The 24,207-nt window shown below is 48.8% G+C and carries 18 protein-coding genes; 8 read left to right on the forward strand and 10 right to left on the reverse strand.

Features of this window, described 5'->3' with window-relative positions; all coding sequences use genetic code 11:
• Window positions 1-41: 41 nt before the first annotated feature.
• Entirely contained in the window at window positions 42-437 is a 396-nt protein-coding gene (locus HXZ99_RS01460) for an MAPEG family protein (protein ID WP_194755492.1), read from the reverse strand.
• A 178-nt stretch (window positions 438-615) separates the two neighbouring features.
• Complete coding sequence (locus HXZ99_RS01465) at window positions 616-2,706, reverse strand: TonB-dependent receptor family protein (protein WP_194755493.1); 2,091 nt, start codon at window positions 2,704-2,706, stop codon at window positions 616-618.
• Between the two features lie 394 nt (window positions 2,707-3,100).
• On the opposite strand from HXZ99_RS01465, the gene katG reads away from it, so the two are divergent.
• From katG to HXZ99_RS01485, 4 genes are all read left to right on the forward strand, one after another.
• A complete protein-coding gene (gene katG, locus HXZ99_RS01470) occupies window positions 3,101-5,302 on the forward strand; it encodes a catalase/peroxidase HPI (protein ID WP_194755494.1) in 2,202 nt (733 codons plus the stop codon).
• A 154-nt stretch (window positions 5,303-5,456) separates the two neighbouring features.
• Window positions 5,457-7,280: a long-chain-acyl-CoA synthetase gene (locus HXZ99_RS01475; RefSeq protein ID WP_228517498.1), complete on the forward strand. Its 1,824-nt coding sequence runs from the start codon at window positions 5,457-5,459 to the stop codon at window positions 7,278-7,280.
• A 116-nt stretch (window positions 7,281-7,396) separates the two neighbouring features.
• A complete protein-coding gene (locus HXZ99_RS01480) occupies window positions 7,397-7,756 on the forward strand; it encodes a PA2779 family protein (RefSeq protein ID WP_194755495.1) in 360 nt (119 codons plus the stop codon).
• A 76-nt stretch (window positions 7,757-7,832) separates the two neighbouring features.
• The gene (locus tag HXZ99_RS01485; protein WP_194755496.1) at window positions 7,833-8,768 is read left to right on the forward strand and encodes a PA2778 family cysteine peptidase; all 936 of its coding nucleotides are present in this window, start codon (window positions 7,833-7,835) and stop codon (window positions 8,766-8,768) included.
• 60 nt (window positions 8,769-8,828) lie between these two features.
• On the opposite strand, the gene HXZ99_RS01490 is transcribed toward HXZ99_RS01485, so the two are convergent.
• Window positions 8,829-10,829, reverse strand: coding sequence for an alkaline phosphatase family protein (locus HXZ99_RS01490; RefSeq protein WP_194755497.1), 2,001 nt, complete (start codon window positions 10,827-10,829; stop codon window positions 8,829-8,831).
• Between the two features lie 152 nt (window positions 10,830-10,981).
• Here HXZ99_RS01490 and HXZ99_RS01495 point away from each other — a divergent pair, with 152 nt between their 5' ends.
• Window positions 10,982-11,461 (forward strand): hypothetical protein, encoded by a 480-nt coding sequence (locus tag HXZ99_RS01495; protein ID WP_194755498.1) that lies wholly within the window; start codon window positions 10,982-10,984, stop codon window positions 11,459-11,461.
• A gap of 66 nt (window positions 11,462-11,527) precedes the next feature.
• On the opposite strand, the gene HXZ99_RS01500 is transcribed toward HXZ99_RS01495, so the two are convergent.
• Window positions 11,528-13,990, reverse strand: coding sequence for a mechanosensitive ion channel domain-containing protein (locus tag HXZ99_RS01500; RefSeq protein ID WP_194755499.1), 2,463 nt, complete (start codon window positions 13,988-13,990; stop codon window positions 11,528-11,530).
• Between the two features lie 184 nt (window positions 13,991-14,174).
• On the opposite strand from HXZ99_RS01500, the gene HXZ99_RS01505 reads away from it, so the two are divergent.
• Together HXZ99_RS01505 and HXZ99_RS01510 are read left to right on the forward strand one after the other, a co-directional pair.
• The gene (locus HXZ99_RS01505; RefSeq protein ID WP_194755500.1) at window positions 14,175-14,621 is read left to right on the forward strand and encodes a DUF3010 family protein; all 447 of its coding nucleotides are present in this window, start codon (window positions 14,175-14,177) and stop codon (window positions 14,619-14,621) included.
• Between the two features lie 96 nt (window positions 14,622-14,717).
• Window positions 14,718-16,490 (forward strand): acyl-CoA dehydrogenase, encoded by a 1,773-nt coding sequence (locus HXZ99_RS01510; protein WP_194755501.1) that lies wholly within the window; start codon window positions 14,718-14,720, stop codon window positions 16,488-16,490.
• Between the two features lie 10 nt (window positions 16,491-16,500).
• On the opposite strand, the gene HXZ99_RS01515 is transcribed toward HXZ99_RS01510, so the two are convergent.
• The 6 genes from HXZ99_RS01515 to HXZ99_RS01540 form a co-directional block, all read right to left on the reverse strand.
• Complete coding sequence (locus HXZ99_RS01515) at window positions 16,501-17,106, reverse strand: ABC-type transport auxiliary lipoprotein family protein (RefSeq protein ID WP_194755502.1); 606 nt, start codon at window positions 17,104-17,106, stop codon at window positions 16,501-16,503.
• The gene (locus tag HXZ99_RS01520; protein ID WP_194755503.1) at window positions 17,103-18,017 is read right to left on the reverse strand and encodes an MlaD family protein; all 915 of its coding nucleotides are present in this window, start codon (window positions 18,015-18,017) and stop codon (window positions 17,103-17,105) included. The genes HXZ99_RS01515 and HXZ99_RS01520 overlap by 4 nt, the downstream gene beginning before the upstream one ends.
• Before the next feature lie 4 nt (window positions 18,018-18,021).
• The gene (locus HXZ99_RS01525) at window positions 18,022-18,804 is read right to left on the reverse strand and encodes an ABC transporter ATP-binding protein (RefSeq protein ID WP_194755504.1); all 783 of its coding nucleotides are present in this window, start codon (window positions 18,802-18,804) and stop codon (window positions 18,022-18,024) included.
• Between the two features lie 5 nt (window positions 18,805-18,809).
• Window positions 18,810-19,973, reverse strand: coding sequence for an MlaE family ABC transporter permease (locus HXZ99_RS01530; RefSeq protein WP_228517500.1), 1,164 nt, complete (start codon window positions 19,971-19,973; stop codon window positions 18,810-18,812).
• Between the two features lie 105 nt (window positions 19,974-20,078).
• Window positions 20,079-21,044, reverse strand: coding sequence for a 1-phosphofructokinase family hexose kinase (locus HXZ99_RS01535; protein ID WP_194755505.1), 966 nt, complete (start codon window positions 21,042-21,044; stop codon window positions 20,079-20,081).
• Between the two features lie 146 nt (window positions 21,045-21,190).
• The gene (locus tag HXZ99_RS01540) at window positions 21,191-23,215 is read right to left on the reverse strand and encodes a S9 family peptidase (protein ID WP_194755506.1); all 2,025 of its coding nucleotides are present in this window, start codon (window positions 23,213-23,215) and stop codon (window positions 21,191-21,193) included.
• 338 nt (window positions 23,216-23,553) lie between these two features.
• Here HXZ99_RS01540 and HXZ99_RS01545 point away from each other — a divergent pair, with 338 nt between their 5' ends.
• Window positions 23,554-23,763, forward strand: coding sequence for a cold-shock protein (locus HXZ99_RS01545; protein ID WP_126775947.1), 210 nt, complete (start codon window positions 23,554-23,556; stop codon window positions 23,761-23,763).
• The last annotated feature ends 444 nt before the right edge of the window (window positions 23,764-24,207 follow it).

The raw sequence follows: 24,207 nt of genomic DNA on the forward strand, positions 1-24,207 counted from the left end.
GTGTACCTGCCCCTTTTTTCAAAGCAAACACAGCCCGTGTGTTAACTTCCCCAAATCGCTCTTCCTGCCATCACAAAGCTCGCAACCATCCCGACGAGCCAACTGAGCGAGCGGATACTTGATTTGTTGTACCAGTAAAACAACAAATACAGAATTCGCGAGCCAATAAATATCCAGCCGAGCATCACCGTAAGCGAGTCGACTGTTCCAAAGGTAACGGCCGTGAATACAGCACTTGCGTATATCAGCAAGGCTTCAAAGCTGTTGTAGTGAGCAGCGTTCGCGCGTTGGCCAAAGCCGGTAAGCTTCTGCTGCTGAACGCGAGGGTAGCGATTATCGTATCCGCCGGGTTCGCGATTCATAGCAAATACAAGTGGCGCTTTCGCCAAGAACGGCAACAACATGGCGACAAATAGTGTGGTAAATAACATGCTCATTCTCGTGCCCCTAATATGTGGCTTATTGTTCTTATCGCATCAATGATGTGACCTCTTCTTATATCCATTTATAGGCGAAAAAGTTCAGTGCCGTGGGGAATATAATAAAAAACGCCCCACGCAATGAAGTTAACGTGGGGCGCCAAGGAGAAAAGATTCTCGTTTGTGAGCGTGCTAATTAGAAACGGTAACGAAAGCCAATTTCAAAAGAGCGCTCTGGGCCAACATAAATTCCCTGACGGAGACCCGAAATGTAGCGTTCATCGGTTAGGTTTTTAATGGAACCAAATACGCTGAAGCCATCGTTAACTTGATACTGTGCCATTAAATCAAGCACTGTGTATGAAGGGAGTAATCCACTCCAAATACCACCGGCAGCGCCAGTTGGAATTTGTTCAACGTTGTCGGGTGTACCAAACTGCTCGCCGCGATAGTGGGCGGTAAGACTTGTAGTTAACCGATCATACCGGTGGGTTAATGCCACATTCGCCATCCATTCTGGTGCGTAAGGCAAACGGTTGCCACGGAATTCTCCTGATTTAAACTCAGACGTTGGAATCCATGTGGCGTTTGAGTCTAGGCTGAAACCGCCTCCGAGCACATAACCCAAGGCAAATTCCATTCCGTAGTGTTCCGTTTTACCCGCGTTTGATTGGGATAGGTTAGGATCACTGTTGCCGGTAACCACTTGGTTGCTGAAATCCATATAGAAGGCGGCTACTTCATAGGTCATATCGCCTTTGCGGCCACGTACACCGATTTCATAGTTAATTGCGCGTTCGCCATCTAATTGCTGATCGGTTAAACCATCGAGAGCCACGCCATTGGAAGCCGGGGAAAATGCCCGGTATACACCGCCATAAAGTTCAGCGCCGGCGCTTAGCTCATAAGTGGCCCCAATACCCGGTAACACTTCAGTATTTGTGGTTTTTGCCGATGCATTGTTTTGTGTGAGCACCACGCGCTCTTGCTGATACGATTCAATACGCACACCAGGAGTAACGGCTAAACGATCGGTGATATACATTCGACTTTGCACATAGGCAGCGTAACTTTCAGCAGAGTCTACGATATGACGGTCATTCGTACCTGTGCGATCGGCATCGCGGGTTGCTCGAATGCGGCGATCGTCGCTTTCTTCTTGCATATAGCGTAAACCAAGCTCGCTGTTAGCATCAAAGCCAAACAGATCATGATGTACATTCAAACGAGTTTCGATACCAAAACGCTCAAAAGAACGGTTGTTTCCGGTCAGAGCGTCGGTGTATACCCAACGTCCGGCTTGGTTTGACGCTGCTGTATCGACGTTATAGCGCCAGTAATCGCGGCTTACATCGCTCCAATAGAGCAAGGTTTTTAAGGTGGTGTTTGGCGAGACAAGCCACTCGTGATTAAGGTCAAAAGACACACGATCTTGTAAGTAGTAGTCGTCAGGTGCTGGGTTATAGGTTGCGCCGGCTAAATAGTCGTCGAGAAGCAAACCACGGTAGGAAATGTTTGCGTCGTTTTCATACCACGAGAATTTTACCCCCACGCGGTGATCAGGACTAAGCGACATGCCCGCTTTAACCATCAGGTCAGTCATGTCATAGGCTTTATCCATAAAGCCATCGCTGCGTGCATGAGACAGCACGACACCAGCAAATGCATCTGAGTTATCGCTATGCTTGCCCGCTTCGACGTTTACTTCACGCATATTAAACGAGCCAACGCGACCGGTAAGCAAAACACCGTGATCGGGCGTTTTCGTTTGATAATTCACCACGCCACCAATGGTGGATGGGCCGTAGCGCAACGATGCGGAGCCCTTGAGGATTTCAACCCGCTCAACGCGCTGAATGCGTGGGTTGAAGTAACGGTCATTGCCGATGAATAGTCCGGGCGCGACCGGTACACCATCTTCTAAGACCAAGGATTTACTCTCGCTGGCCGACAGCCCGCGAATACCGAAGTTCGATACAATGGAGGTTTCTTCTTCGCCTTTAATATTAATGCCGGGAACGCGGCGTAGAACGTCTTCAGTCGATAATGGTTGAAGTTGTTCGATGTAGTCACGGTCTAAAACCACGACGGTGCCGGTTTCGTCGTGACGATGGGCATTGCGGGTACCAAAAACACGAATCACTTCAATGCGCGGTGCAGACACTGAACGCTCTGTTGCATTGGTTTCTTGGTCAGTATCTTCCTCTGCCATGATACTGGCTGGAAGCAGGGCCATGGCAATGGCAGTTGCGAGTAAAGAAGGGCGCAAAAATGGGCTAGCTGACATAAATACTCCGTTTGAATCACGTCTAACGCAGGTGAGGGTTGTGCAATAAACCTGCTTATTTTTAGCTCTACGAATGTTGGTTGCTGCGGCAACCTAATCAGTGTTGTTCCAGAACGGTGTGAATGTTAAATGCAAATGAGAATGATTGTCAATAGCAAATGATAATCTTTCTCATTTGGGCTGAATCCCTTTGTTTGTCGGTTGTTGCACGCACTTTTGGCTTGCTGATTTACGCAACATATTGTTTTCAATTTATAAAACCGTTTAGCGCAACCTATTTAGTCGATTTGTACATGGTAGGTTCGGTTGCTATACCTATGAATGAAGCAAATTTGGTTTGTGGGATCGTTTGTGTCTGATCCTGCCGACATTGCGTTACAACAAGGAGAAAATCATGAGTGACAATAAGGCTGGAAAGTGCCCCGTGATGCATGGTGGTAACACCAGAATGGGCGGGAACGGTACCTACAATAAAGATTGGTGGCCGAATCAACTCAATTTAAAAATTCTTGCTCAGAACGACAAAAAAACGAATCCACTCGGTGAAGACTTCAACTATCGTGAAGCCTTCAAGAAGTTGGATTTAGCAGCCGTTAAAAAAGACATTGAAGCACTGTTAACTGATTCAAAAGAGTGGTGGCCCGCAGATTATGGTCACTATGGGCCGTTTATGATCCGGATGGCTTGGCATGCCGCAGGTACCTATCGTACCGCAGATGGCCGTGGTGGTGGCGGTACCGGAAATCAACGTTTTGCGCCTTTAAATAGCTGGCCAGACAACGGAAACCTCGATAAAGCGCGGCGCTTGTTATGGCCCGTGAAAAAGAAATATGGCAATAGCTTGTCTTGGGCTGATTTATTTATCCTCACCGGTAACGTGTCCCTTGAATCTATGGGCTTAAAGACCTTTGGTTTCGGTGGCGGCCGCGAAGATATCTGGGAGCCAGAAGAGGATATCTACTGGGGTAAAGAAAACGAGTGGCTTGAGAACAATCGCTATAGCGGAGATCGTGAGCTTGAACACCCATTGGCCGCAGTGCAGATGGGGTTGATTTATGTGAATCCAGAAGGCCCTGACTCGGAACCTGATCCGAAAGGTTCTGGCCGTGACATCCGTGAGACCTTTGATCGGATGGCGATGAATGATTATGAAACAGTGGCGCTGACAGCCGGTGGACATACCTTCGGCAAATCGCACGGTGCAGGCCTTGAATCGCATCTCGGGCCAGATCCTGAGGGTGCGCCTATTGAACAATTAGGTTTCGGTTGGAAGAGTTCTTTCAAGAGTGGTAAAGGCCGCGATACCATTACCAGTGGTATTGAAGGTGCGTGGACACCAACACCCATTGAGTTTGACATGAAGTACTTTGATGTACTCTTTGGCTATGAATGGGAACTGACGAAGAGTCCAGCGGGTAAGCATCAGTGGAAAGCTAAGAATCTCCGTCCTGAAGATCACGCGCCTGATGCGGAAACGCCGGCTCAGAAAGTGGGCTTAATGATGACCACTGCCGATATGGCAATGAAGGAAGATCCGGAATACCGCAAAATCTGCGAGCACTTCCACAAGAATCCGGAAGAGTTTGCCGATGCCTTTGCCCGCGCTTGGTTTAAGTTGACGCACCGGGATATGGGGCCGAAATCACGCTATTTGGGGCCTGAAGTACCTGAAGAAGACTTGATTTGGCAAGATCCCGTGCCTGCGGTGGATCACGAGCTTATCAATGACAAAGATATCGATGGCTTAAAGAAAACAATTCTAGAGTCAGGGTTATCGACGTCAGAGCTTGTTTATACCGCTTGGTCGTCTGCGGCAACTTTCCGTGGCTCAGATAATCGCGGTGGCGCCAATGGTGCGCGTATTCGCTTAGCGCCACAAAAAGATTGGGAAGTAAATCAGCCCGCGCAGTTGAAAAAAGTACTGGCTACCTACGAGGGTATTCAGAAAGATTTCAATTCTGCGCAATCAGGTAACAAGAAGGTATCCCTTGCTGACTTGATTGTACTTGGTGGTGCTGCCGCTGTAGAGAAAGCCGCGAAAGCGGGCGGTTTTGATGTGAAGGTTCCGTTTTCACCGGGCCGCACTGATGCGACGGACGAGCAAACCGATGTGGAGTCGTTCGAAGTGCTTGAGCCGATTGCAGATGGTTTCCGTAACTATTTGAAGCAAAAATATTCGGTATCTACCGAAGAGCTACTCTTAGACCGCGCCCAGTTGCTTACCTTGACTGCACCGGAAATGACGGTGCTGGTCGGCGGTATGCGCGCACTGGGAGCAAATTACGGAGGCACTAAGCACGGTGTGTTTACGGATCGTGTAGGCACCTTAAGTAACGACTTCTTTGCAAACTTAACGAGTATGGACATTGCCTGGCGGCCAATGTCAGACGACGCGGAAGAGTTTGAAGGGGTTGATCGCAACTCAGGCAAAGTGAAGTGGACCGGTACACGGGCAGACCTCGTGTTCGGTGCGAACTCACAATTACGTGCCATTTCCGAGGTATATGCTCAAGACGACGCGCAAGAAAAATTCGTGCGCGATTTCGTTAAGGCATGGACGAAAGTAATGAACGCGGATCGCTTCGATTTGCGCTAATCGTTATTTTCATTGCTCAGAATTAAAAAGCGCTCTTCGGAGCGCTTTTTTTGCGCCCAAACCAGTGCTAATTTCGTTGCGAAGATGCTTTATATTCTGATATATCTTGTCTACAAAATAATTAAAACCTGCGTTTGAACAACGCCTGATAGTCATGCCAACAAATTCAATGTCTCATACTCATCGGCTCTTCGATATTGTTAAAGCGATCGCTCGGTTTATTCCGCGTCTTCCTACTTTCCTGTTGGCAAATATTCGACTTAAGCGAGCACGCGGCTCCGATATCGGCTCAACTGGATTGTCGTTGCAGCAGGTCGCTCAACGCTATCCTGAACGGACTTTTCTAAAGTTTGAAGGGGTTACGTATAGCTATGCTGAATTTAACCGTTGGGTTAATCAGCTGGCACACGCGTTTGCGAGCCAAGGTGTTGGGCGCGGCGATTGCGTGGCGCTCATGTTTGAGAATTCGCCAGAGCAGCTTGCGTGTGTATTTGCGGTGAATAAATTGGGCGCCACTGCCGGCATGATGAATTACAAACAGCGTGACTCCGTTTTAGCGCACAGTATTTCGATTATTCAACCTAAGCTTTTTGTGGTGGGGGACGATTGCGCCGATGCCTTGGCCAGCTTACCTAACTTACCTAACAACTTGCTTGATGGTGTGCCCTGTCTTTCCATGGAATCGAGCCCGAGTCCAGGCTGGTTAGATTTAACGGCACTTGCCGGTAATATGCCCGATAGCAATCTAGCAGTAACCGAAACCATTCAGCTTCAAGAAACCTGTTTTTACGTGTTTACTTCCGGCACAACAGGTATGCCTAAATCTGCCGCGATGACCCATTTACGTTGGTATAAAGCAGGTATTGGCTTTGGTCGCATGGCCTTGCGTTTAAGAGCTGACGATGTCCATTATTGTTGTTTACCTTTGTATCACAATACTGCGCTATCGGCGTCGTTAAGTACGGTGATTGCAACTGCAAGTACCTTGGCGCTGGCAAGACGTTTTCGCGTGAGCGAGTTTTGGCAAGACATTCGGGAGCATGGAGCAACGAGCTTTGTGTATATAGGTGAGCTCTGTCGGTACTTGCTTAATCAACCTGTCGCCCCTGACGATAAGGCCCACCAAGTTCGGGCCGTATTAGGCAATGGGTTACGCGCAGAAGTGTGGGATAGGTTTCAGAACCGATTTGGGATTCCGTACATCTATGAGCTATATGGTGCCAGTGAAGGCAATATTGGCTTTGTGAATGTGTTTAACTTAAAACGGACGGTTGGATTTTCGCCGATGCGTTTTGCCGTTGTTCGTTTTGATTACGAAAAAGAGCAACCTATTGTGGATACCCGTGGCTTTATGCTACGGGTACAGAAAGGCGACGTTGGATTACTGCTGGCTGAAATAAGTAAGAATACGCCGTTTGATGGCTACACTAATAATCAGGACGCGTCGTCCGCCAAGGTGCTGCGAGGCGTATTTAAGCCTGGTGATGCTTGGTTTCATACAGGCGATTTGGTGCGTGATCAGGGATTTCGACATATCGCTTTTATTGACCGGGTGGGCGATACCTTTCGTTGGAAATCAGAAAATGTGGCCACTACCCAAGTGGAGGCAGAAATTCAAACCCTTCAGGAAATTAATGAAGCGGTGGTTTACGGGGTACAAGTTCCCCATACCGAAGGAAGGGCGGGCATGGTGTCTTTAAGCATCCGCCAAGGACTCGAATTCGACCCCGTGCAGTTTTACCGTAATTTGAAAGACAGGCTACCGGATTATGCGATCCCATTGTTCGTGCGCTTGCGACAAGGCTACCACGATACAACTGCGACTTTGAAAATTAAAAAGACGGAGTTGAAGCAACAAGGTTTTCGAATTCAAGACGGCCAAGAGCCCATCTACGTGTTAGTGAATCGAGAGCAGGGATACCAACCTTTAGATGCGGGCATTCTCGAACGTATTCAGGACGGTGAGCTGCGCTTTTGATTTTGTTATATATTTTTGTATTCCCGTTGTTTTTTCAAAGTATTTACGGCGTTCAGGCTGACATTTATGGTCCTATGGTCTACTTTTAAAAGTGACAATTAACATGGAGATCTGTCATGAACAAATCTATTGTTTTAGGTACATCCCTCATTTTGTCTTCGGTTATCTTAAATCCAGCAGTGATGTCGACTGCCAATGCGGATATCGTAGCCACCCATGAGGTCGTTGCAGAGCAACAGTCGGGCTTAAATCGAGCTCAATTGACGGAACAGTTGCAACGTGAAGACGTGCGTGAACAGCTCGTGCGCTTCGGGGTTGATCCAGAAGAGGCGATTGCTCGAGTCGCATCGATGACTGATCAGGAAGTGATGGAACTCACTGCAGGAATTGAACAAATGCCAGCAGGTGCTGGTGTCAGCGTGAGTGTCAGCGTTATTTTGATCGCCATTCTTATTTGGCTTATATTCTTCCGTTAATAGAAACTCCATAAACGCCCGGTATTGTTTCCGGGCGTTTTTTTATGACCCTTTTGAGATGGAATGGAGTGCTTGGGTGACTGCACGAATAATTCTAATTTTGGTGGTGTTGCTTGGATTAAATCATTTAACCGGGTGTGCCACCGCGCCGATGCAATACCGCTCACTAAATACGGCCGAACTCCAAGCCGTTGAACTTGTTGATACACCGTTTTTTCCGCAAGAGGCATATCAGTGTGGTCCTGCTGCACTTGCCACTGTGTTAGTGACTAGCGGTGTTGGTGAAGCGACCCCTGAAAATTTAAAACCTCAGGTTTACTTACCGGAGCGCGAGGGAAGTTTGCAGCCCGAGCTGCTCGGAGCGGCCCGCCGTGCTGATCGTATTCCTTATATCATTCAACCCCAGTTGTCGGCCCTGTTTGCAGAGGTTGAAGCAGGGCATCCTGTGCTTGTATTGCAAAATTTAGGAATTCCCCGCTGGCCTCGCTGGCATTACGCCGTGGTGATTGGGTTTGATCCCGTCCGGGAACAGGTAATCTTGCGCTCTGGGACAACAAAGCGAGAAATGATGTCGTTGCGACGATTTGAGCAAACCTGGCAATTCGGTTCTTATTGGGGAATTGTGGTTACCGAGCCGGAAGCTATTCCAGTGACAGCAGAGCCTGTACGCTATCTGGCGGCGGTTTCGGCATTGGAGCAGCAACAACGCTTTGCTGCCGCCATTCGAGGCTATGAGGCCGCGCAGCGGCGTTGGCCGTCTGAATATACCCCGGCTTTCGGGTTGGGCAATATTGCCTACCAACAAGGCCGTTATGCGGATGCCGAGATGCATTATTATCATGCCACCGAGTTAGCATCGGAAGAGCCGGCTGTATTCTTTAACTTAGCCTGGGCACTTCTTCGTCAAGGCAAGCGCGATGAAGCCATTCTTTCTGCAGAAATGGCGCAAATGTTAGCGCCTGAACATAGTCGCTATGGTGTAGCCGTCGCCTTAATTGAAAACGCTGAATAGACAGCGAAGCACACACAAGAACGCCAGCAATTGCTGGCGTTTTTTTTAGGCTTTGAGTTCTTAATGAGGGCGCAGCTCATGCAACAGCGAACGGCCGACCGCATGGGGTGGTGCGCTAATCCCTAAATAATCAGCCACGGTGGGTGCTACATCAATTTGACGACTGCGCGGAATACGATTGGGCTGAAAGCCGCCGCCCCAGGCACAGGTGACCGTTTGCATTAATGGCTCTGTCGATGCATGGGAATGTGTTGCCCATAGCCGAATCGGACCTGTTGCCGCATCAGCACTATGGCTGCGGCCACTACGATAGCCATGTGCCTCCGCCCAGTACACGTCACCACCGGCAGGCCCGCCAATCCCCAGTTCGGGGTGTTCGCTTGCCACATAGATACGGTCGATCACAGACATTCCGTTGGCATCAACAACCGTACTTAGGGCGGCAACGATTTTTGCAACGACATCGTCTTTCTGTTCGGGTGGAACAATACCGCCGCGCCAATCAGTTGTGTTCACGGTAATCCAGTTGCCGGTGTTCGATACCGCTTTGCTCCGGGTTAAATCGATCATGCCGTTGGCATCAAGGAACTGCAGACTCGCTTGTTGCAACAGAACATTGGGACGAAACTCCATCCAACTTGTACGCATGCCGTGATCACCGACTAAAAATAATGCGGCATTGTCACTGTCGGCAAGGTCCATCAAGTGCTGCAGACGTATATTGACTAACTCCCAGGCGCGGCCGCGTAAATCATGGGCTTTCTCCGCAAACTCAGGATTAAATGCTGGATAGTTTTCGTAGGTGTACGCTTTAATGCTGTGATCGATAGAATCGCCAAGCGGGAAGTAATCGACAAGTAAATCAACGTTCTGTTCTTGCCAAAACCAGCTAGAGCCAAGATTAAATAGCTTGGTTTCGAGCTCCGCGGTTTCTAAATACCGAGCTTCAGCAAGGCCATCGCCACCATTGTAAAAGGGCTTACCGAATTCGCCGCGCGAATACATGCGAGTCGAGGAGTTACCAAACCAGCCTTGTACGTAATCCTCATACGCTACTTGCGCGTCTGCGTGATTTACTTCGATGATGTGCATGGGTGGATGGAACAGCATGAAATCGCTGCCATCGGCCGCAACCTCGAATAAGCGGACACGCAAGAACAGGGTGCCCCGTTCGTGGCTCACTCGCAGCGGTTCGGAGAAATGGCGGGCGAGCTCGCGATCGTTATAATCTGCTTGCTCCACGTCCGCCGCATAAGCGATCACGGCGCCTTGTGCATCGGGAACTGTATTTACGGCAATATGATCATATTCATCGTTGCCGAATAAGGCCGCATAAAAGGTGCCTGCTTGGTTATTAAATGAAAAATAACGAGGGGCTACGTTAGATTCGAGCAATTCCACCTGATTCCAGGGTATTTGTTCATCCCAATCGACATGGGCGGCGGTGAGCATTGCATCGCCTTGAATTTGATCATTGTAACCATTCATCACAATGACGTTATCCTTGCTATAGCCATCGATCACGCGCTGGCGTGCCGCTTCGTTTTCTTCCGTGCGCTCCCCTACGGCTGATGGAAAGCCTGGCTTGCCGGGGGCTTGCGTTACATGGTGCCCACCCGCGGTTAAACCTTGGTAACCCGCCGTAATCCAAATGGGTTCTGCCGCAGAGTTATCCGGTGAATAACCTGAGGCAGAGGCGAGCACTGTGTGTTGATCTCGCGGCAACGGATGCACTGTGTTACCAGAAATATTGCTGATATTGCCGTAGGCACCTGTCCATAGAGCAGAGTGGCCTGCAGCTGTTAGGGAAGGAAAGGAAGGTTGCGTGCCTTCGCTACATGCGCCTTGATTAAACATATTATAAAACGCAGGCACTTGGGCCTCACTCAAGCTGTTTCGCATAATCGTCTCATTGATAGAGTCAATGCTAACCAGAATAGCGCGGGGTTGTCCCTGATCCTGTTCAACGGTAAGGTCGGTTGATGTATCAGTACAGGCAAGAAGGGTGGTGGCTGCTACCGCAGTAACCAAAGAAGCGCGCAGACTATGTGTGTGTGCCATATTTCTCTTCCAATTTTTAATGTGCTTGAAAGGTATCAGAAAAATATGACAATTTCAGCACAGCCCCACTTTAAAGGCACCTCGGATCGCTCCATTAAGTGTGATTAAATGTAATCTTCATGATTATATTAAATTAATGTTGAATTTTATTTGTGTCTGATTTCTATAAAGTTTTAGTTTTTGTCTTTACATTTAACTTCTGTACCATCTGTGTATGGATCTCGCCAATAAAAACGCTAATGGAGAACGCTCAAATGCAGATAAAAAAGGTGAGTCGCTACACGCTGGTACTTGCTATCGTTTTTGCAACAAGCGCATGTACAGATTCGAATTTTAAATGTGGATCAGAGCCTGTCCGGGATCAAGTTCTTAAAGCGAGTAAAGACCGTTTTACCGCCCAGCTTCTGCGTGAATATTCGGAAGAGGAAATCGCGGATACTCGCGAGCTATTTGAGCGAGCGCGATCTGATGCGAGCCGTATTAAAATTTCTGGCACCCGGCAGATCAGAAGAAATTATCTTGAAGGCGAGTTGTTATGTGTTGCTACGGTGACAACCTCTCGAGACGCGAACCTCAATGTTTCTTACCTGATTAAGAAAGGCGAAGACAGTCTAAATGTCACGCTTAGATAACTTCAATTCTCCATAATTCGGCGTAAACGTATTAGGCCACCGGGAAATACTCGGTGGCCTTCTCCATTACTTATCCGCAGGAGCGTCTTGTTGGGGTTCTTGTTTGGGTTCTGGACCTCGTTGTTCAACAAGCTTTTCGATGCCCAATTCGTTTCTAAAGTGTACATCAATCTGATTGAAGGCAATTTCGATACCGGCCTCTTTAAAGCGGCGATCGATTTCTCGATTAACCGCATCGATTGTGGGGTTGCGATCTTTCAGTGCGCCCACGTGCACGCGAATTTCGTGATCCAGGGTACTTTCACCAAAGCTTAGGAAAAGAATTTGCGGAGGCGGATCGTCTAAAATCCGAGGTTCTTTCTCGGCGATGTCTAACAAAATTGTTCGTGTTTTCTCAAGATCCGAGCCATAGGCCACGCCGACCTTAATGGTAATCCGAGTCACGGTGTTACTTAATGACCAATTGACGAACTTGCTGGTAATAAAGTTCTGATTAGGCACGACAATATCGCGGCGATCAAAATCTGTAATTACGGTTGCGCGAATACGGATTTTACTCACACGGCCGGATAAATTATCAAGAGTAACGATATCGCCAACCCGCACCGGGCGCTCAAAGAATAAAATCAAACCCGAGATAAAGTTTGCGAAGATTGCTTGCAAGCCAAAACCTAAACCAACGGTTAAACCTGCGGCAAGCCATTGTAACTGACTCCATTGCACACCTAGGGTGGCAAATACCGAAACTACAGCGATACCCACGAGTACGTAATTTAATAACGAGGTAACTGCGTAAGACGTACCCATCTCTAAATTCAGGCGAGATAGCACCAGCATTTCAAGTAAGCCCGGCAAATTACGCACAAGTATGACGCTGACGAGAATAATAAATAGGGTAGAGAAAATGGCGCCAAAGCTAATTGGCATCACGCTCAACTCTTCGCCATCTTGAAAAATAAACTGCGTATCTAGATAGTGCAATGCCACCATTGCGTCTGACCAGACCGCATACAGCACAAATGCGAAAATAATCAGCAGCAAGAAACGCGCCAATCGTATTGCTTGTTGATGTGCACGCAGTGGATCAACATCCGGCTCAGGAATCTCTTTGGCCCGCTCTGTGTCGTCGTCGATTTCAGCGAGTGCTTGTGCTTGTATCTCTTCTTGTTGCTTTTGTAATCGTTGGGTTGAAAAGCTAATTGCCCGATAAATACTGGCTTCACTGATAATCCACGCGGAGAGAACGTAGAAAGTAGCCAAGTAATAGCCGCTTAGCTTCAATGCCGTAAAGTAGTATCCGGTCGAAACCATATAAATGAGTGACACAGGCAACAATAAGAGCACGGCCGCAATTGAGCGATGAATATACGGCGAGTCATACAGTGGCGGTAACCGCCGGAAAATCCAGAGCACCAGTACCAGAAGATAAATACTTGAAAATAGCAATGCGAGACTGCCAATTACATCCTGCGCGTACAAACTGGTTTGCTGTGTGGCAAATGCCAAAATAAAGGTGAGGGGCAGTAATACAGCGCCGAAGAGGCGAATAAATTTGCGTACCGATGCACAGGTTTCCTGGGGCCAATCGAAGTACAGATGGGCGAATCCCGTTGGTTTTGTCAGTTTATGTAGGAAGCTTAAAACAAACCAAGCAAATGCTAATGCCGTAAAGGCTGCGCCCGGATTAAGATGAACCGCATCCGGTGGGGCTTGAATGAATTGCCCAATGATGAGTAAAACCAAGGTTCCCGGTAGCACATAGAGGGCGATTTTAGCCAATGCTCCAGGAACCACCCAAGGCGATGCGGCTAACTCTGGGTCTTTCACATGCGCTTGATAGGCGTCGATTTTTCGTTTTAAAAATGGCCGTTTATAGGTTACTGCGATCAAGGCGATAATTAAGAAAAACACATAGAGCGTTATTCGCGCTTGGGTGTGTTCAATCATGGAACGCGCTGCGCTTTGCATCGTGGCGAATTGGGCTTGAAGCATGTCCGGTACCGAAAGCCACCAGTTCCAATTCATGGCCGGATTACTCGGTGTCCAGAATAGGTACTCTTCGAGCTGATTAGAAAACTCGTTTCGAATGTTGGATAGGTGCAACTGCTTGGCTTGGACGTCGACAATAAGATCAATGTGGCGCTCGAGCATCTCTTTTTCTTGCAACAAGGCAGCTGCCTGAGCAGTTTGCAGGTGTTCTGCATCACGTAACTGTCGCTGTGTGTAGAATAGTTGTAAGCGCAGTTCTGCGAGACGATCCTGATAGTCGGTGGTTCTTACATCCGGCAGCATTGCCCGTTGTTCTTGCAGAACCCGATGCAGTAATCGACTTCCAGAAAGGCTCTGATACTGGGTTTCTAGATCCGCTTTATTGTGTTCAAGCTCATTGATTGTTTCCCGCAGCGCCAAGCGTTCGCTTTCAAGGACGGCGATTTCATTGGCATGAGAGCCTGCTAATGGCTCTTGGGGTATAGCGGCGGCGCTGAGTAGCAATAAACTGGCGACAAAGATAAAAAATAGGGGTCGCATAAAAAACAGAGTCCTTGTGTGTGATTGCTGCAACAACTAAGGTTACTTGGGAAAAAGATAAAGTGCTAGTGGCCTGTAATTTTTATGGAAACTTAGTGATTATCAATGACGAGGGTTGCCAGTCGAGCGACGCTAAGGTTTAATGCGCGCTGACAGCAAAACACCAACGAGAGGAAAGGTAACTATGCGTGTATGTGGCGTTGAGATAAAAAGCAATGAAGCCATTATTTGTTTAATGGAGCTCGATGGTGATTTGGTGCAAATTCCTGATTGTCGGCAAACGCGATTCCAGTTGAGTAAAACGGGCGATCAAGAGTCGATGCAAAAGCTTCAGTTTGCGTTGAGTAAGCTGTTTACAGATTATCGAGTTACCCATGTTGCGATTAAAGAACGCCCCCAAAAAGGAAAGTTTGCGGGCAGTGCACTTGGTTTTAAAATTGAAGCCGCATTGCAGCTGATTGAGTCTGTTCAGGTCGACATCATGGCGGGGAGCTATCAAAAAGACGTTTTAAAACGGAATCCGATTCCTGTTGATTTTGCCGACACCGGACTAAAAGGTTTTCAGGAAACGGCGTTTGTCGTGGCTTACGCTTTTTTAATGGGTAAAAAATACCCCAGCGTTCAGAGCTAACCTCGCATATTCCCGAAGTAACAACGCGAGATTTGTCCGCATATTTATGGCAGGATAGCGATAAATTCGAACAAGCGTTTTACTTTGGGGTTTTCCATGACGCAATTATTAAATCGTCGCGATCTCGACTTCCTACTCTATGACGTGCTTGGAGCAAGGGATTTGCCCAATGCCGAGCGTTATCAGGATTATGACTATGAGTCATTTCAATCCATTATTGATACAGCGGCGCGCATCGCTGAGGAGCAGTTTCTTCCTCACAATCAAAAGGCGGATGCGAATGAGCCACAATTTGATGGCACATCAGTAGTTACTATTCCTGAAGTAAAGCGCGCATGGCGGGCTTTTGCCGATGCGGGCTTACTCGCGGCGCGCCATGATGTTGAAAACGGCGGCATGCAATTGCCAGCCTTGATCCACGCTGCCTGCAATGCTTGGTTTATGGCGGCCAATCCATCCACAGCAGCATATCCATTTCTCACCAGTGCAGCGGCCAACCTTATTCATGCGTTCGGCTCCGAGACGCAAAAAGCCAGTTTCTTGCCTGCGATGTTTTCGGGCGACTTCGCCGGTACTATGGCACTGACCGAACCCGATGTAGGTTCATCGTTAGGTGACCTTACCACCAAGGCGATCCCCATCGATGGCCAGCGTTACAACATTCGCGGCCAGAAAATGTATATCTCTGGTGGTGATCAAGACATCACCGAGAACATTGTGCATTTGGTGTTGGCTCGAATTGAAGGGGCAGAGCAGGGTGTTAAGGGTATTTCATTGTTTGTGGTTCCCAAGTTTCGACAGAACGCTAAGGGGGAATTTGCGCAACCAAATGATGTCACTTTAGCGGGACTGTTGCACAAAATGGGCTATCGCGGAACAACCTCGACGGTGCTTTCCTTTGGTGAACACAACGACTGCGAAGGCACGATTGTTGGCGAGCCCGGCAAAGGCCTTCAGTATATGTTTAAGATGATGAATGAAGCTCGCATAGGGGTTGGTCTTGGCGCTGCTATGATAGGTTACCGTGGCTATTTAGCGTCGTTAGATTATGCGCGGCAGCGGCCTCAGGGCAGATCAATGAGCGATAGAGACCCACGCAGCAAGCCAGTGATGATCATTCAACACACGGATGTGAAGCGCATGCTGCTTCAACAAAAAGTTTGGAGTGAGGGCAGTTTAGCCTTGTGTTTATACGCGGCTCGACTCGTCGATGCCCATGAAGCAGAAGGTGACGAAAATAGCGGTATCTTAGTTGATTTATTAACCCCAATTGTGAAGTCTTATCCTTCTTGGTACGGCCCTAAAGCGAACGATTTAGCCATTCAGGTACTCGGCGGCGCCGGTTACACACGAGAATATCCCGTGGAGCAATGCTATCGAGATAATCGTTTAAATCCAATCCACGAGGGAACTCACGGAATTCAAGGGTTAGATTTGTTGGGCCGTAAACTTTGGCAGCACAATGGTACCGGACAAAAACTGCTACTGCGTGAGATTCAAGCCACCTTAAGCGCGTGCCAGCAACACCCTGAACTGAGTGAACCGCTGCGTCGCTACCAAGACGTCTTAAAACCTTTTATGGATACCTTGCTCAAATTAGGTGAGGCGTTTGTAGGGGGCAAGGCCGCTCATGTGTTAGGCAATGCCTCTGTGTTCTTGGATGTTATGGGGAAAATGGTCGTCGGTTGGTTATGGCTACGCATGGCCGAGCGTGCCCTTGCCACATCAGAAGACTCCAACTTTACAGCAGGCAAGCTGCAATCGGCACAGTACTTTATGCGGTGGGAGTTAGCGTCAGTGCCCGCTGAGCTTGAACGGATGGCACAGCTAGATGACACCTGCATGCAGATGGAGGAGGCGTGGTTTTAAACCCCCGCGCCTAGAGTGGTTGCGCATGGGTTAATAGCCATTCGCGCAAATCTTGATTTAAGCGGTTAGCCGCCTCGCTGAGAGAAGAGGCGACAGCACTGGCACCGCGTCCGCGCACAGCTTGGCGCACAACAAAGCTATGTTCCGCAACCACTCGGCGTTCGGTACTTTGAATAAGCTGAGCATCAAAGCGGATCTCGGCTTCTTGTCCTTGCACATGAAAGCTGCGCAGGGTGCCTATCAGTTGGTAATCACTGCGCAATTGCTCGCTGTCGGAGCTAATCGCTTGGAAACGCGGATCGCGCCACAGGGCGTCGATAACCCAATCTCGCCATAAAATGGGGATAGGGTTATTCCAGCGTGCGCCGGCAATCGCATTAAAACTGCCATCATCTTGCAAGCGTAATAAACGGTCGCCGGCAAATAAGTCGACCGCGAGTGGGCGCTTTACCTGAATGCTGCGGGCGCTAACGTCAGTACTTGTTTGTGTAATTGTGGCTGGAGTTAAGCGGTAACTGGCAACTTCTTCCGCTTCAGGCATGAGCGTGCAGGCCATGAGCGCTGAAGTGGATAACATCAATAGGGCGATGAGACGAACGGATCCCATGATTTTCATTCCTGAATCTCCTTAAGCTTCTCGCGTCCAAACAGATACGCAGCAGGATCTTGGTCTACCTGCTGAAGAATCATACCCAGGGTTGCAATCGCGTTGCGAAGCTCACTGACAGTGGGGCCGAATTCATTGAGGCCATCGAATCCACTTTGAATGGAATCTTCATTGGCTTGGATGACTGTATTTAGTCGCTGTGCAAGCACAGTGAACTGGGTTAAAGCCTCGCGCGCATCGGCTAAGGTGGCTTCACCCTCATCATCGATAAGCACGTTAATTTTATCTGCGACCTCGCTAAATTGAACAAAAACGCGGTTCACTTCCTCGAGGGTGTTATCGAACTTGGCGGTGCTCTCATTTAAGTTGCCGCTGAATTCCTCAAGGTTGCTTAAGATGTTGCTAAGCTTTTCTGTATTTTCTTCCGACACCAGCTCAATTGTGCTATCTAAAAAAGCCCCGAGTTTCACCAATAGCTCTTCAGAGCTTAAACGTAAGCGAGTAAACGGCGAAGGTTCCGCTTCAATGACATCGACACTTTGCGATGTATATTGAGGGTCGGCGAGTTCTCTGCCGGGTTGTAATTCAATACCGCTGGCACCGGTGATATTGAGAAGAGTGAGACGCGCCCGGGTATTTGAATCGACCGGCGTTGACGCAGTGATTTGAATGCGCGCGCGAACGATGCGGGCATCGTTGGGGTCAAGCCGAAGTGATTCCACTTCGCCGACGCGGATACCACTAAACTGTACCGGGCTTCCGGTGCTCAAGCCAGACACAGGCTCGCTAAACAGCACTTCGTACCGAGCGTACTGGCTGATATCACTCTTTTTGCTTAACCATAAAACACCCGCCACGCTTCCGAACATAAGGAGAATGGCGAGTAAGCCGATGACAATGTAATTGGCGCGCGTTTCCATGGTGTTATCGCTCCTGGTTTTGGCGAGAGGTTGCGGCGGCTGAACGGCCGCGCGGGCCGTGGAAATAGTCTTTTAGCCACGGGTGATCAAAGGCGACGACCTGCTCTAAGGTATCATGGATAATAATTTTCTTTTCTGCAATGACGGCGATACGATCGCAACTTTGATAGAGCGTATCGAGATCGTGGGTGACCAGAAAAACGGTAAACCCAAGCGCATTACGTAAGGTGACCAGTAGTTCATCAAATGCCGCTGCACTAATGGGATCTAAACCTGCGGTTGGCTCATCGAGGAATAAAAGCTCGGGCTCCAGTGCCAATGCACGGGCCAAAGCGGCGCGTTTTACCATGCCACCGGATAACTCGGAAGGAAATAAACTTGCGGCATGCGTAGGCAAACCCACTAAAGATAACTTCATCCGAGCTAACCGCAGGGCATCTGATTTGTTAATTGCGGTATGCTCTAGCAACGGCATGGCGATATTTTCAAGCACGGTTAGTGATGATAGCAAGGCGCCAGATTGAAACAGGACGCCCATTTTCTTGCTTAACAAGCTACCCCGTTGAACGCCTTCTGGGCCAACTCGTTCGCCGAGCACTGAAATTGTGCCTGCCACCGGTTTCTGTAAACCAATAATGGAACGCATCAGAACCGATTTGCCAGAGCCGGAGCCGCCAACGATCCCGGTTATGTCACCTCGTTGAATGGTGAGATCTAACGCATCGTGCACCACGTGGCTCCCAAATTGGTTCACTAGGCCGGTTACTTCTATCACGGAATTGTTCATCGCGGTTACCACCCCATTTCCATGAAAAATAAAGCGGCAATGGCATTCAATAAAATTACAATAAAAATGGCCTGCACCACAGAAGAGGTTGTGTGTTCACCGACGGAGCGGGCGTTGCCTTTAACCTTAAATCCTTCCAAACAGCCTATGATGGCAATCACAGCAGCAAATATGGGGGCTTTCGCTAACCCTAAGTAAAGGTGGCGCTCGGGAATTTCTTGTACAATGCGTAAAAACTGAGCGACTGAGATGTCGAGGGAAATTGCTGCAACCATCATGCCGCCAACGATACCCGAAACAATACCAACAAAAGTGAGCAAGGGCAGCATGATCAATAAGGCGAGCAAGCGCGGGATGACTAATACTTCAATAGGATCGATACCCTGAACGCGCAGGGCATCCACTTCTTGATTCACTTTCATCGCCCCAATTTGCGCGGTAAATGAGCTCGCGGTTCGTCCCGCTAATAAAATAGCGGCAAGCAAAACTCCGAGCTCGCGCATAAAGGCGTAGGCAACCAGATCAACAGTGTAGATGGTTGCGCCAAAATCTTGTAATACGGTCGCTCCCAAAAAAGCGACCACGGCGCCGACCAGAAAAGTTAACAATGCAACGATTGGAATCGCTTGTAATCCAGCTTGTTGCACGTGCACAAAAAACGAAGTGATACGCCACCGATGGGGCAAGAATATCAAGGTCAGAGTGCGCACCAAGGTAAGGCCGATAAACGACAAAAGCAGTGTCGTTTGTTGCCATTGGTGCTGCGTTGTTTCGCTTACCCATTGGCCAAAGCGCGCTAGACCATCACCGAAACGGTATTTACGAGGCTGCGTGCTGTCTTCAGCGTCTAATGACTCTGCCACGGTATGCAACAGACGCACATGCCGTGCTCGGCTCTGTGTCAATTCAGGGGTGGTATTGTCGCTGTGATCTGCATTGGATAAGGCGAGAATTTGCTTGGGTGACACATGTACCATTAACTCGGTGGCCGCAGAACAGTCGATGCTATGGAGCTTGTCGATAGACAACGACTGCAAATCAGTTAAATCCTGCTGGTTTAACTGTGATAGTGCATGTTGTACACGCGAAAACTGGGCAATCGTCCATTCGCCTTCGAGCATGAGTGCGTTGTTTTCCACACGAGCGCTCGGGACTCTGTCTTCCTGCATGTTGAAAATCCTTGTGCAACAACCTCACGTTCAAGGTAGCACAGATTGATTGTGCCGTATTCTTTAGCACATAAGTTATGTTTAAATTAACCTCATTTTTTCATACTAACTGTCAGCGAAAGGCTGAACCTGGCATTGCTCAAGGGTACGCTCAAGCTTTTCGAAGTCAGTAAGTTGATTTCCTTCCGTCTGCACCGTCACACTGGCCGCAGCAACCCCATACCGAAATGCAGTGGCGAGCGGCTGCCCCTGAGCAAGCTGATAAGTTAGTGCGGAAACAAAACTATCACCAGCACCGACATGAGACACGATGGTCACTTTAGGGGCGGTTACATAGAGTGGCTCATGCTGGCGCGAAACTAACACTGCTCCGCCACGGCTTAAGGTGACAATGAGGTGTTCTGCTGCGCCTTTGTCCACTGCAGTCTTCATGTTATCTCGTAACGACTCGATAGAGTCATCTTCAGGGAAACCCAGCGAAGCAAATTCTTTGCGATTCAACTTGGCTAACCAGGCTCCTTGATAAAGCGCGTTCTTTAACGCCGGGCCGGAGGTGTCGAGAATCACTTTACTATTGTTCTGATTGGCTTGCCGTGTGATTTTACCGTAAAAGTCTTCAGGCACCGTTTTCGGTAGACTGCCACTGAGCACCAGAAAGCGCGGTGGGGGTTGGCAGCTGAAAATTGCGTCAAAGCAAGCCTGTTGCTCTGGGTTCGTTAAACTGGGTCCGGGGAACACAAAGTGGAAGAATTTACCGCTAGAAAGCTCGGTAATGGCCATATTTTGCCGCGTGTGATCGGCAATCTTAACCACAATTTGGCGCGTACCTTCATCGTTAAGGAGGCTTTCTAATAGCGCACCGTTGGGTCCGCCCGCCGGATAGACGACCAGCGCATCACCGCCCATGCGGGCGATATTCCGAGCTACATTGATACCGCCACCGCCAGGTTGCTGTAAGGCTTTCTCGCAACGGCTTTTACTGTCGTCGAAAAGCGTATCGGTTGCACCAAAGATATCAATAGCAGGGTTCATGGTGAACGTGACAATATCCGCATGGGGAGAATTGGCCATAAAAGAACTCCTGTGGTTTATGTGAAAATCATATTACGTTGAAGCCCCTAGCTAACGCAATGTGGTGTCACCAACGCATTGGGTTGGGGCCAGAATAGAAAAGGCCAACGCGATGCGTTGGCCTTGGCGTTAAGCGCGCGTTGGCGTTACCGCCCGCCCGGTTCTGCAAAGCGGGTTACCCAATCTTTCACTTCGTTGTACCAATAAACTGAATTATTTGGTTTCAGAATCCAGTGATTCTCATCTGGGAAATAAATCATGCGCGATTCAATACCACGGCTTTGCAAGGTTCTGAATAACTCAAAGCCTTGTCCCACTGGCACGCGATAATCAAGTTGGCCATGAATGATCAGCGCTGGTGTATTGAAGTTCTCAGCAAAATAGTGGGGAGAAATTTCTTTATAGATTTCCGGATTATCCCAATAGTTGCCAAAACGCACAGAATGCACGGCAAAATCTGCCGCCATTTGTGAATACATGTTGTATACGGCTGCATGAATCAATAAAGCGTTAAATGGATGCTCTTTCCCCAAAAGTATGGAGCTCAGATACCCGCCATAGCTAGCGCCACCGGCGACCATACGTTCGCTATCGATCCACGGCTGTTCTTTGAACCATTCAGCGGCAGCAATAGTGTCGGCATAGGGCGCCGTTTTCCAATCAGGGTTAATGCTATCGGTAAATTCCTGGCCAAAGCCACTGGAACCATGGAAATTATGCCATGCGGTAACATAGCCCCATGATGCAAAGGTTTGCGCATTCCAACGATAATGGAAACCATTACTAATGGCATTATGCGGACCACCATGGATTAACAGGAACAACGGGTATTTTTTCTCTGGATCAAATCCGGGCGGGTAGTGAATCCACATTTGGATTTCCTGGCCGTTGTAACCTTCATAAGTAACGGACTCGTAGGTACCGAAGTCAACGGAGGCCAAAATGTCATCGTTGAAGGTATCTAAACGTGTCGTGGAACCGTCGTTTGGATTGATCTTTACCAATTGTGCCGGATGCAAGAAGCTCTCGTTGGTGCCCACTAAAGTGCCGTTGTCGGCAATACTTAGACCACCAAAGTTAGTCTCACCGGTGACAGGGCGAACTTGGCCATTGCGCGCATTGATATGATAAACACGCACCGTGGCGGCGTCATCGATAGCACCGAAGAAGCCTTGGCTATCGGGCGTCCATACGAGGCCTGTTGCCGACCGATCCCAGTTTGATGTGATTTCACGATGGGTACGACGCTCCATATCAAACAGAACAATGTTGATATTGTCAGCATAGAATCCAGGAATAAGCTGACGGGTATAAGCTAATGTTTGTCCGTTCGGACTAAACATCGGGCTGCCGTCGGAGCCAGGGTTTTCTTCTGTAATGTTCTGCGCTTCGTTTGAACCGATGCGACCTAAGAACAGATCGATTTCCGGGTCGACACCATCATTTTTGCTATCACTGGTAAAAGCAATCCAAGTGCCGCTTGGGTCGACATCGTAACTACCACTGCTTTGTGATGAGCGCGGCAATTCACGATTAAAGTTCTGTGTCACGGCTTCGATATCACCGCCCTTAACAGCAATACGGAAGACATGGGCTTGTCGATTTTCATCGAGCCAGTGGTCGAAATGAGAGAAGGGCAGCGCTGTCCATTTCTTTGCAGACACATTGCTGGCCTTCTCTTTCTTCAACTGCTCAGCCATATCATCCCAATCTTTGCCTGGCCAAATGCGAGAAATAAAGTACAGGTGATCACCTTTCCACTTTATGCCATAAACGCCGGTAGGCACGGAGGTAAGGCGTGTTGCTTCACCGGGCTTATCCATGGGTAATAAATAGATCTGACCGGCGTCGTCGCCATCGCGTTGGCTGATAAAGGCAAGGGTACTTCCATCGGGAGAAAAGGTAGCTTCGCTGGCCCGCATTCCTTGCAATGTAAGAGGACGCTGAGTTTGTCCATCCGCTGAAAATAAGTACAGTTGGGTGTGGCCACGGTCTTTGTCCATATCAAAGCGCGTTACGGGCGCAACAATATGTTCACCGTTCGGTGATATCACCGGAGAGCCGATGCGTTGTAACTCCCACATGAGTTCAACGGATAGAACATTCTTTTCTTCTGCTACTGCCGTAAAGGGCAGGGTAAATAGCAGAAGTATAAGGGCAAAACGTTTCATTGCTGTCTCCTATGCGTAAGCTCAGATATGAGCAAAACAGGCCTTACTATAACGAAAAGTGCAATTCTGTAAACTGGAGGAGATGATTTCAGCGATGAGCACACAAGTTTATCCGTTGTTTTCAGCAAAATAGATTGCTATTCCGTAAGAATGCTGTATCCTAACCACTGTGCTCGAAAGATATTGATTTAATACTCCACACGTTAGTTGCACCATACGCCTCGTCGTTGAAAGCCTACGTTCTGAAGTTCCTTAAGTTTGACACTATTTTTCTCGCATGACCTGTGCAGCCAATAGGCGCACTTTATCAAATTAAGAAATTTCAGGATTTAAAGATTATGTCTAATACTATTACTGGTACTGTTAAGTGGTTCAACGAGTCTAAAGGCTTTGGTTTCATCGAGCGCGAAGGCGGTCCAGATGTATTCGCACACTTCAGTGCTATCCAGGGTAACGGTTTTAAAACTCTGGCAGAAGGCCAAAAGGTATCTTTCACTGTGACTCAAGGTCAGAAAGGTCCTCAGGCTGAGAACATCGTTGCTCTGTAAGCAATAGGTTCAAAACCGAATTTAGAAAGGCAGCCTCCGGGCTGCCTTTTGTTTTTTCAGCTCCGTAATCAACGCGATGCGCTGGTTTGGTGCCGTACCGACGTAGAGGGTCCGTGCGATGTTCAGCGCCTTGCGGGACGCTGCAAGTACATCCCTGTAAGCTTGGGCGCGGCATCCATGCCGCGCACACCCGCCAGTCACTGAGCATCCCCCGATCCCTTGTCATCAAGGCGTATGTGAAACCAACGCATTGCGTTGGCCGGGTGCCGTATCGATGGAGGGGGCCCGTGCGATGTTCAGCGCCTTGCGGGACGCTGCAAGTACATCCCTGTAAGCTTGGGCGCGGCATCCATGCCGCGCACACCCGTCAGTCACTGAGCATCCCCCGATCCCTTGTCATCAAGGCGTATGTGAAACCAACGCATTGCGTTGGACGGGTGCCGT

The sequence above is a fragment of the Aliidiomarina indica genome (assembly GCF_015354615.1).
Classification (GTDB): domain Bacteria; phylum Pseudomonadota; class Gammaproteobacteria; order Enterobacterales; family Alteromonadaceae; genus Aliidiomarina; species Aliidiomarina indica.

Excerpts from the sequence above, each read along its gene's own strand:
- HXZ99_RS01515 (WP_194755502.1), bottom strand. The coding sequence starts at position 17,106 with ATGAAAATCATGGGATCCGTTCGTCTCATCGCCCTATTGATGTTATCC.
- HXZ99_RS01525 (WP_194755504.1), bottom strand. The coding sequence starts at position 18,804 with ATGAACAATTCCGTGATAGAAGTAACCGGCCTAGTGAACCAATTTGGG.
- HXZ99_RS01545 (WP_126775947.1), top strand. The coding sequence starts at position 23,554 with ATGTCTAATACTATTACTGGTACTGTTAAGTGGTTCAACGAGTCTAAA.
- HXZ99_RS01535 (WP_194755505.1), bottom strand. The coding sequence starts at position 21,044 with ATGGCCAATTCTCCCCATGCGGATATTGTCACGTTCACCATGAACCCT.
- HXZ99_RS01460 (WP_194755492.1), bottom strand. The coding sequence starts at position 437 with ATGAGCATGTTATTTACCACACTATTTGTCGCCATGTTGTTGCCGTTC.
- HXZ99_RS01480 (WP_194755495.1), top strand. The coding sequence starts at position 7,397 with ATGAACAAATCTATTGTTTTAGGTACATCCCTCATTTTGTCTTCGGTT.
- HXZ99_RS01520 (WP_194755503.1), bottom strand. The coding sequence starts at position 18,017 with ATGGAAACGCGCGCCAATTACATTGTCATCGGCTTACTCGCCATTCTC.
- HXZ99_RS01505 (WP_194755500.1), top strand. The coding sequence starts at position 14,175 with ATGCGTGTATGTGGCGTTGAGATAAAAAGCAATGAAGCCATTATTTGT.
- HXZ99_RS01490 (WP_194755497.1), bottom strand. The coding sequence starts at position 10,829 with ATGGCACACACACATAGTCTGCGCGCTTCTTTGGTTACTGCGGTAGCA.
- HXZ99_RS01540 (WP_194755506.1), bottom strand. The coding sequence starts at position 23,215 with ATGAAACGTTTTGCCCTTATACTTCTGCTATTTACCCTGCCCTTTACG.
- katG (WP_194755494.1), top strand. The coding sequence starts at position 3,101 with ATGAGTGACAATAAGGCTGGAAAGTGCCCCGTGATGCATGGTGGTAAC.
- HXZ99_RS01530 (WP_228517500.1), bottom strand. The coding sequence starts at position 19,973 with ATGCAGGAAGACAGAGTCCCGAGCGCTCGTGTGGAAAACAACGCACTC.
- HXZ99_RS01465 (WP_194755493.1), bottom strand. The coding sequence starts at position 2,706 with ATGTCAGCTAGCCCATTTTTGCGCCCTTCTTTACTCGCAACTGCCATT.
- HXZ99_RS01500 (WP_194755499.1), bottom strand. The coding sequence starts at position 13,990 with ATGCGACCCCTATTTTTTATCTTTGTCGCCAGTTTATTGCTACTCAGC.
- HXZ99_RS01510 (WP_194755501.1), top strand. The coding sequence starts at position 14,718 with ATGACGCAATTATTAAATCGTCGCGATCTCGACTTCCTACTCTATGAC.
- HXZ99_RS01475 (WP_228517498.1), top strand. The coding sequence starts at position 5,457 with ATGCCAACAAATTCAATGTCTCATACTCATCGGCTCTTCGATATTGTT.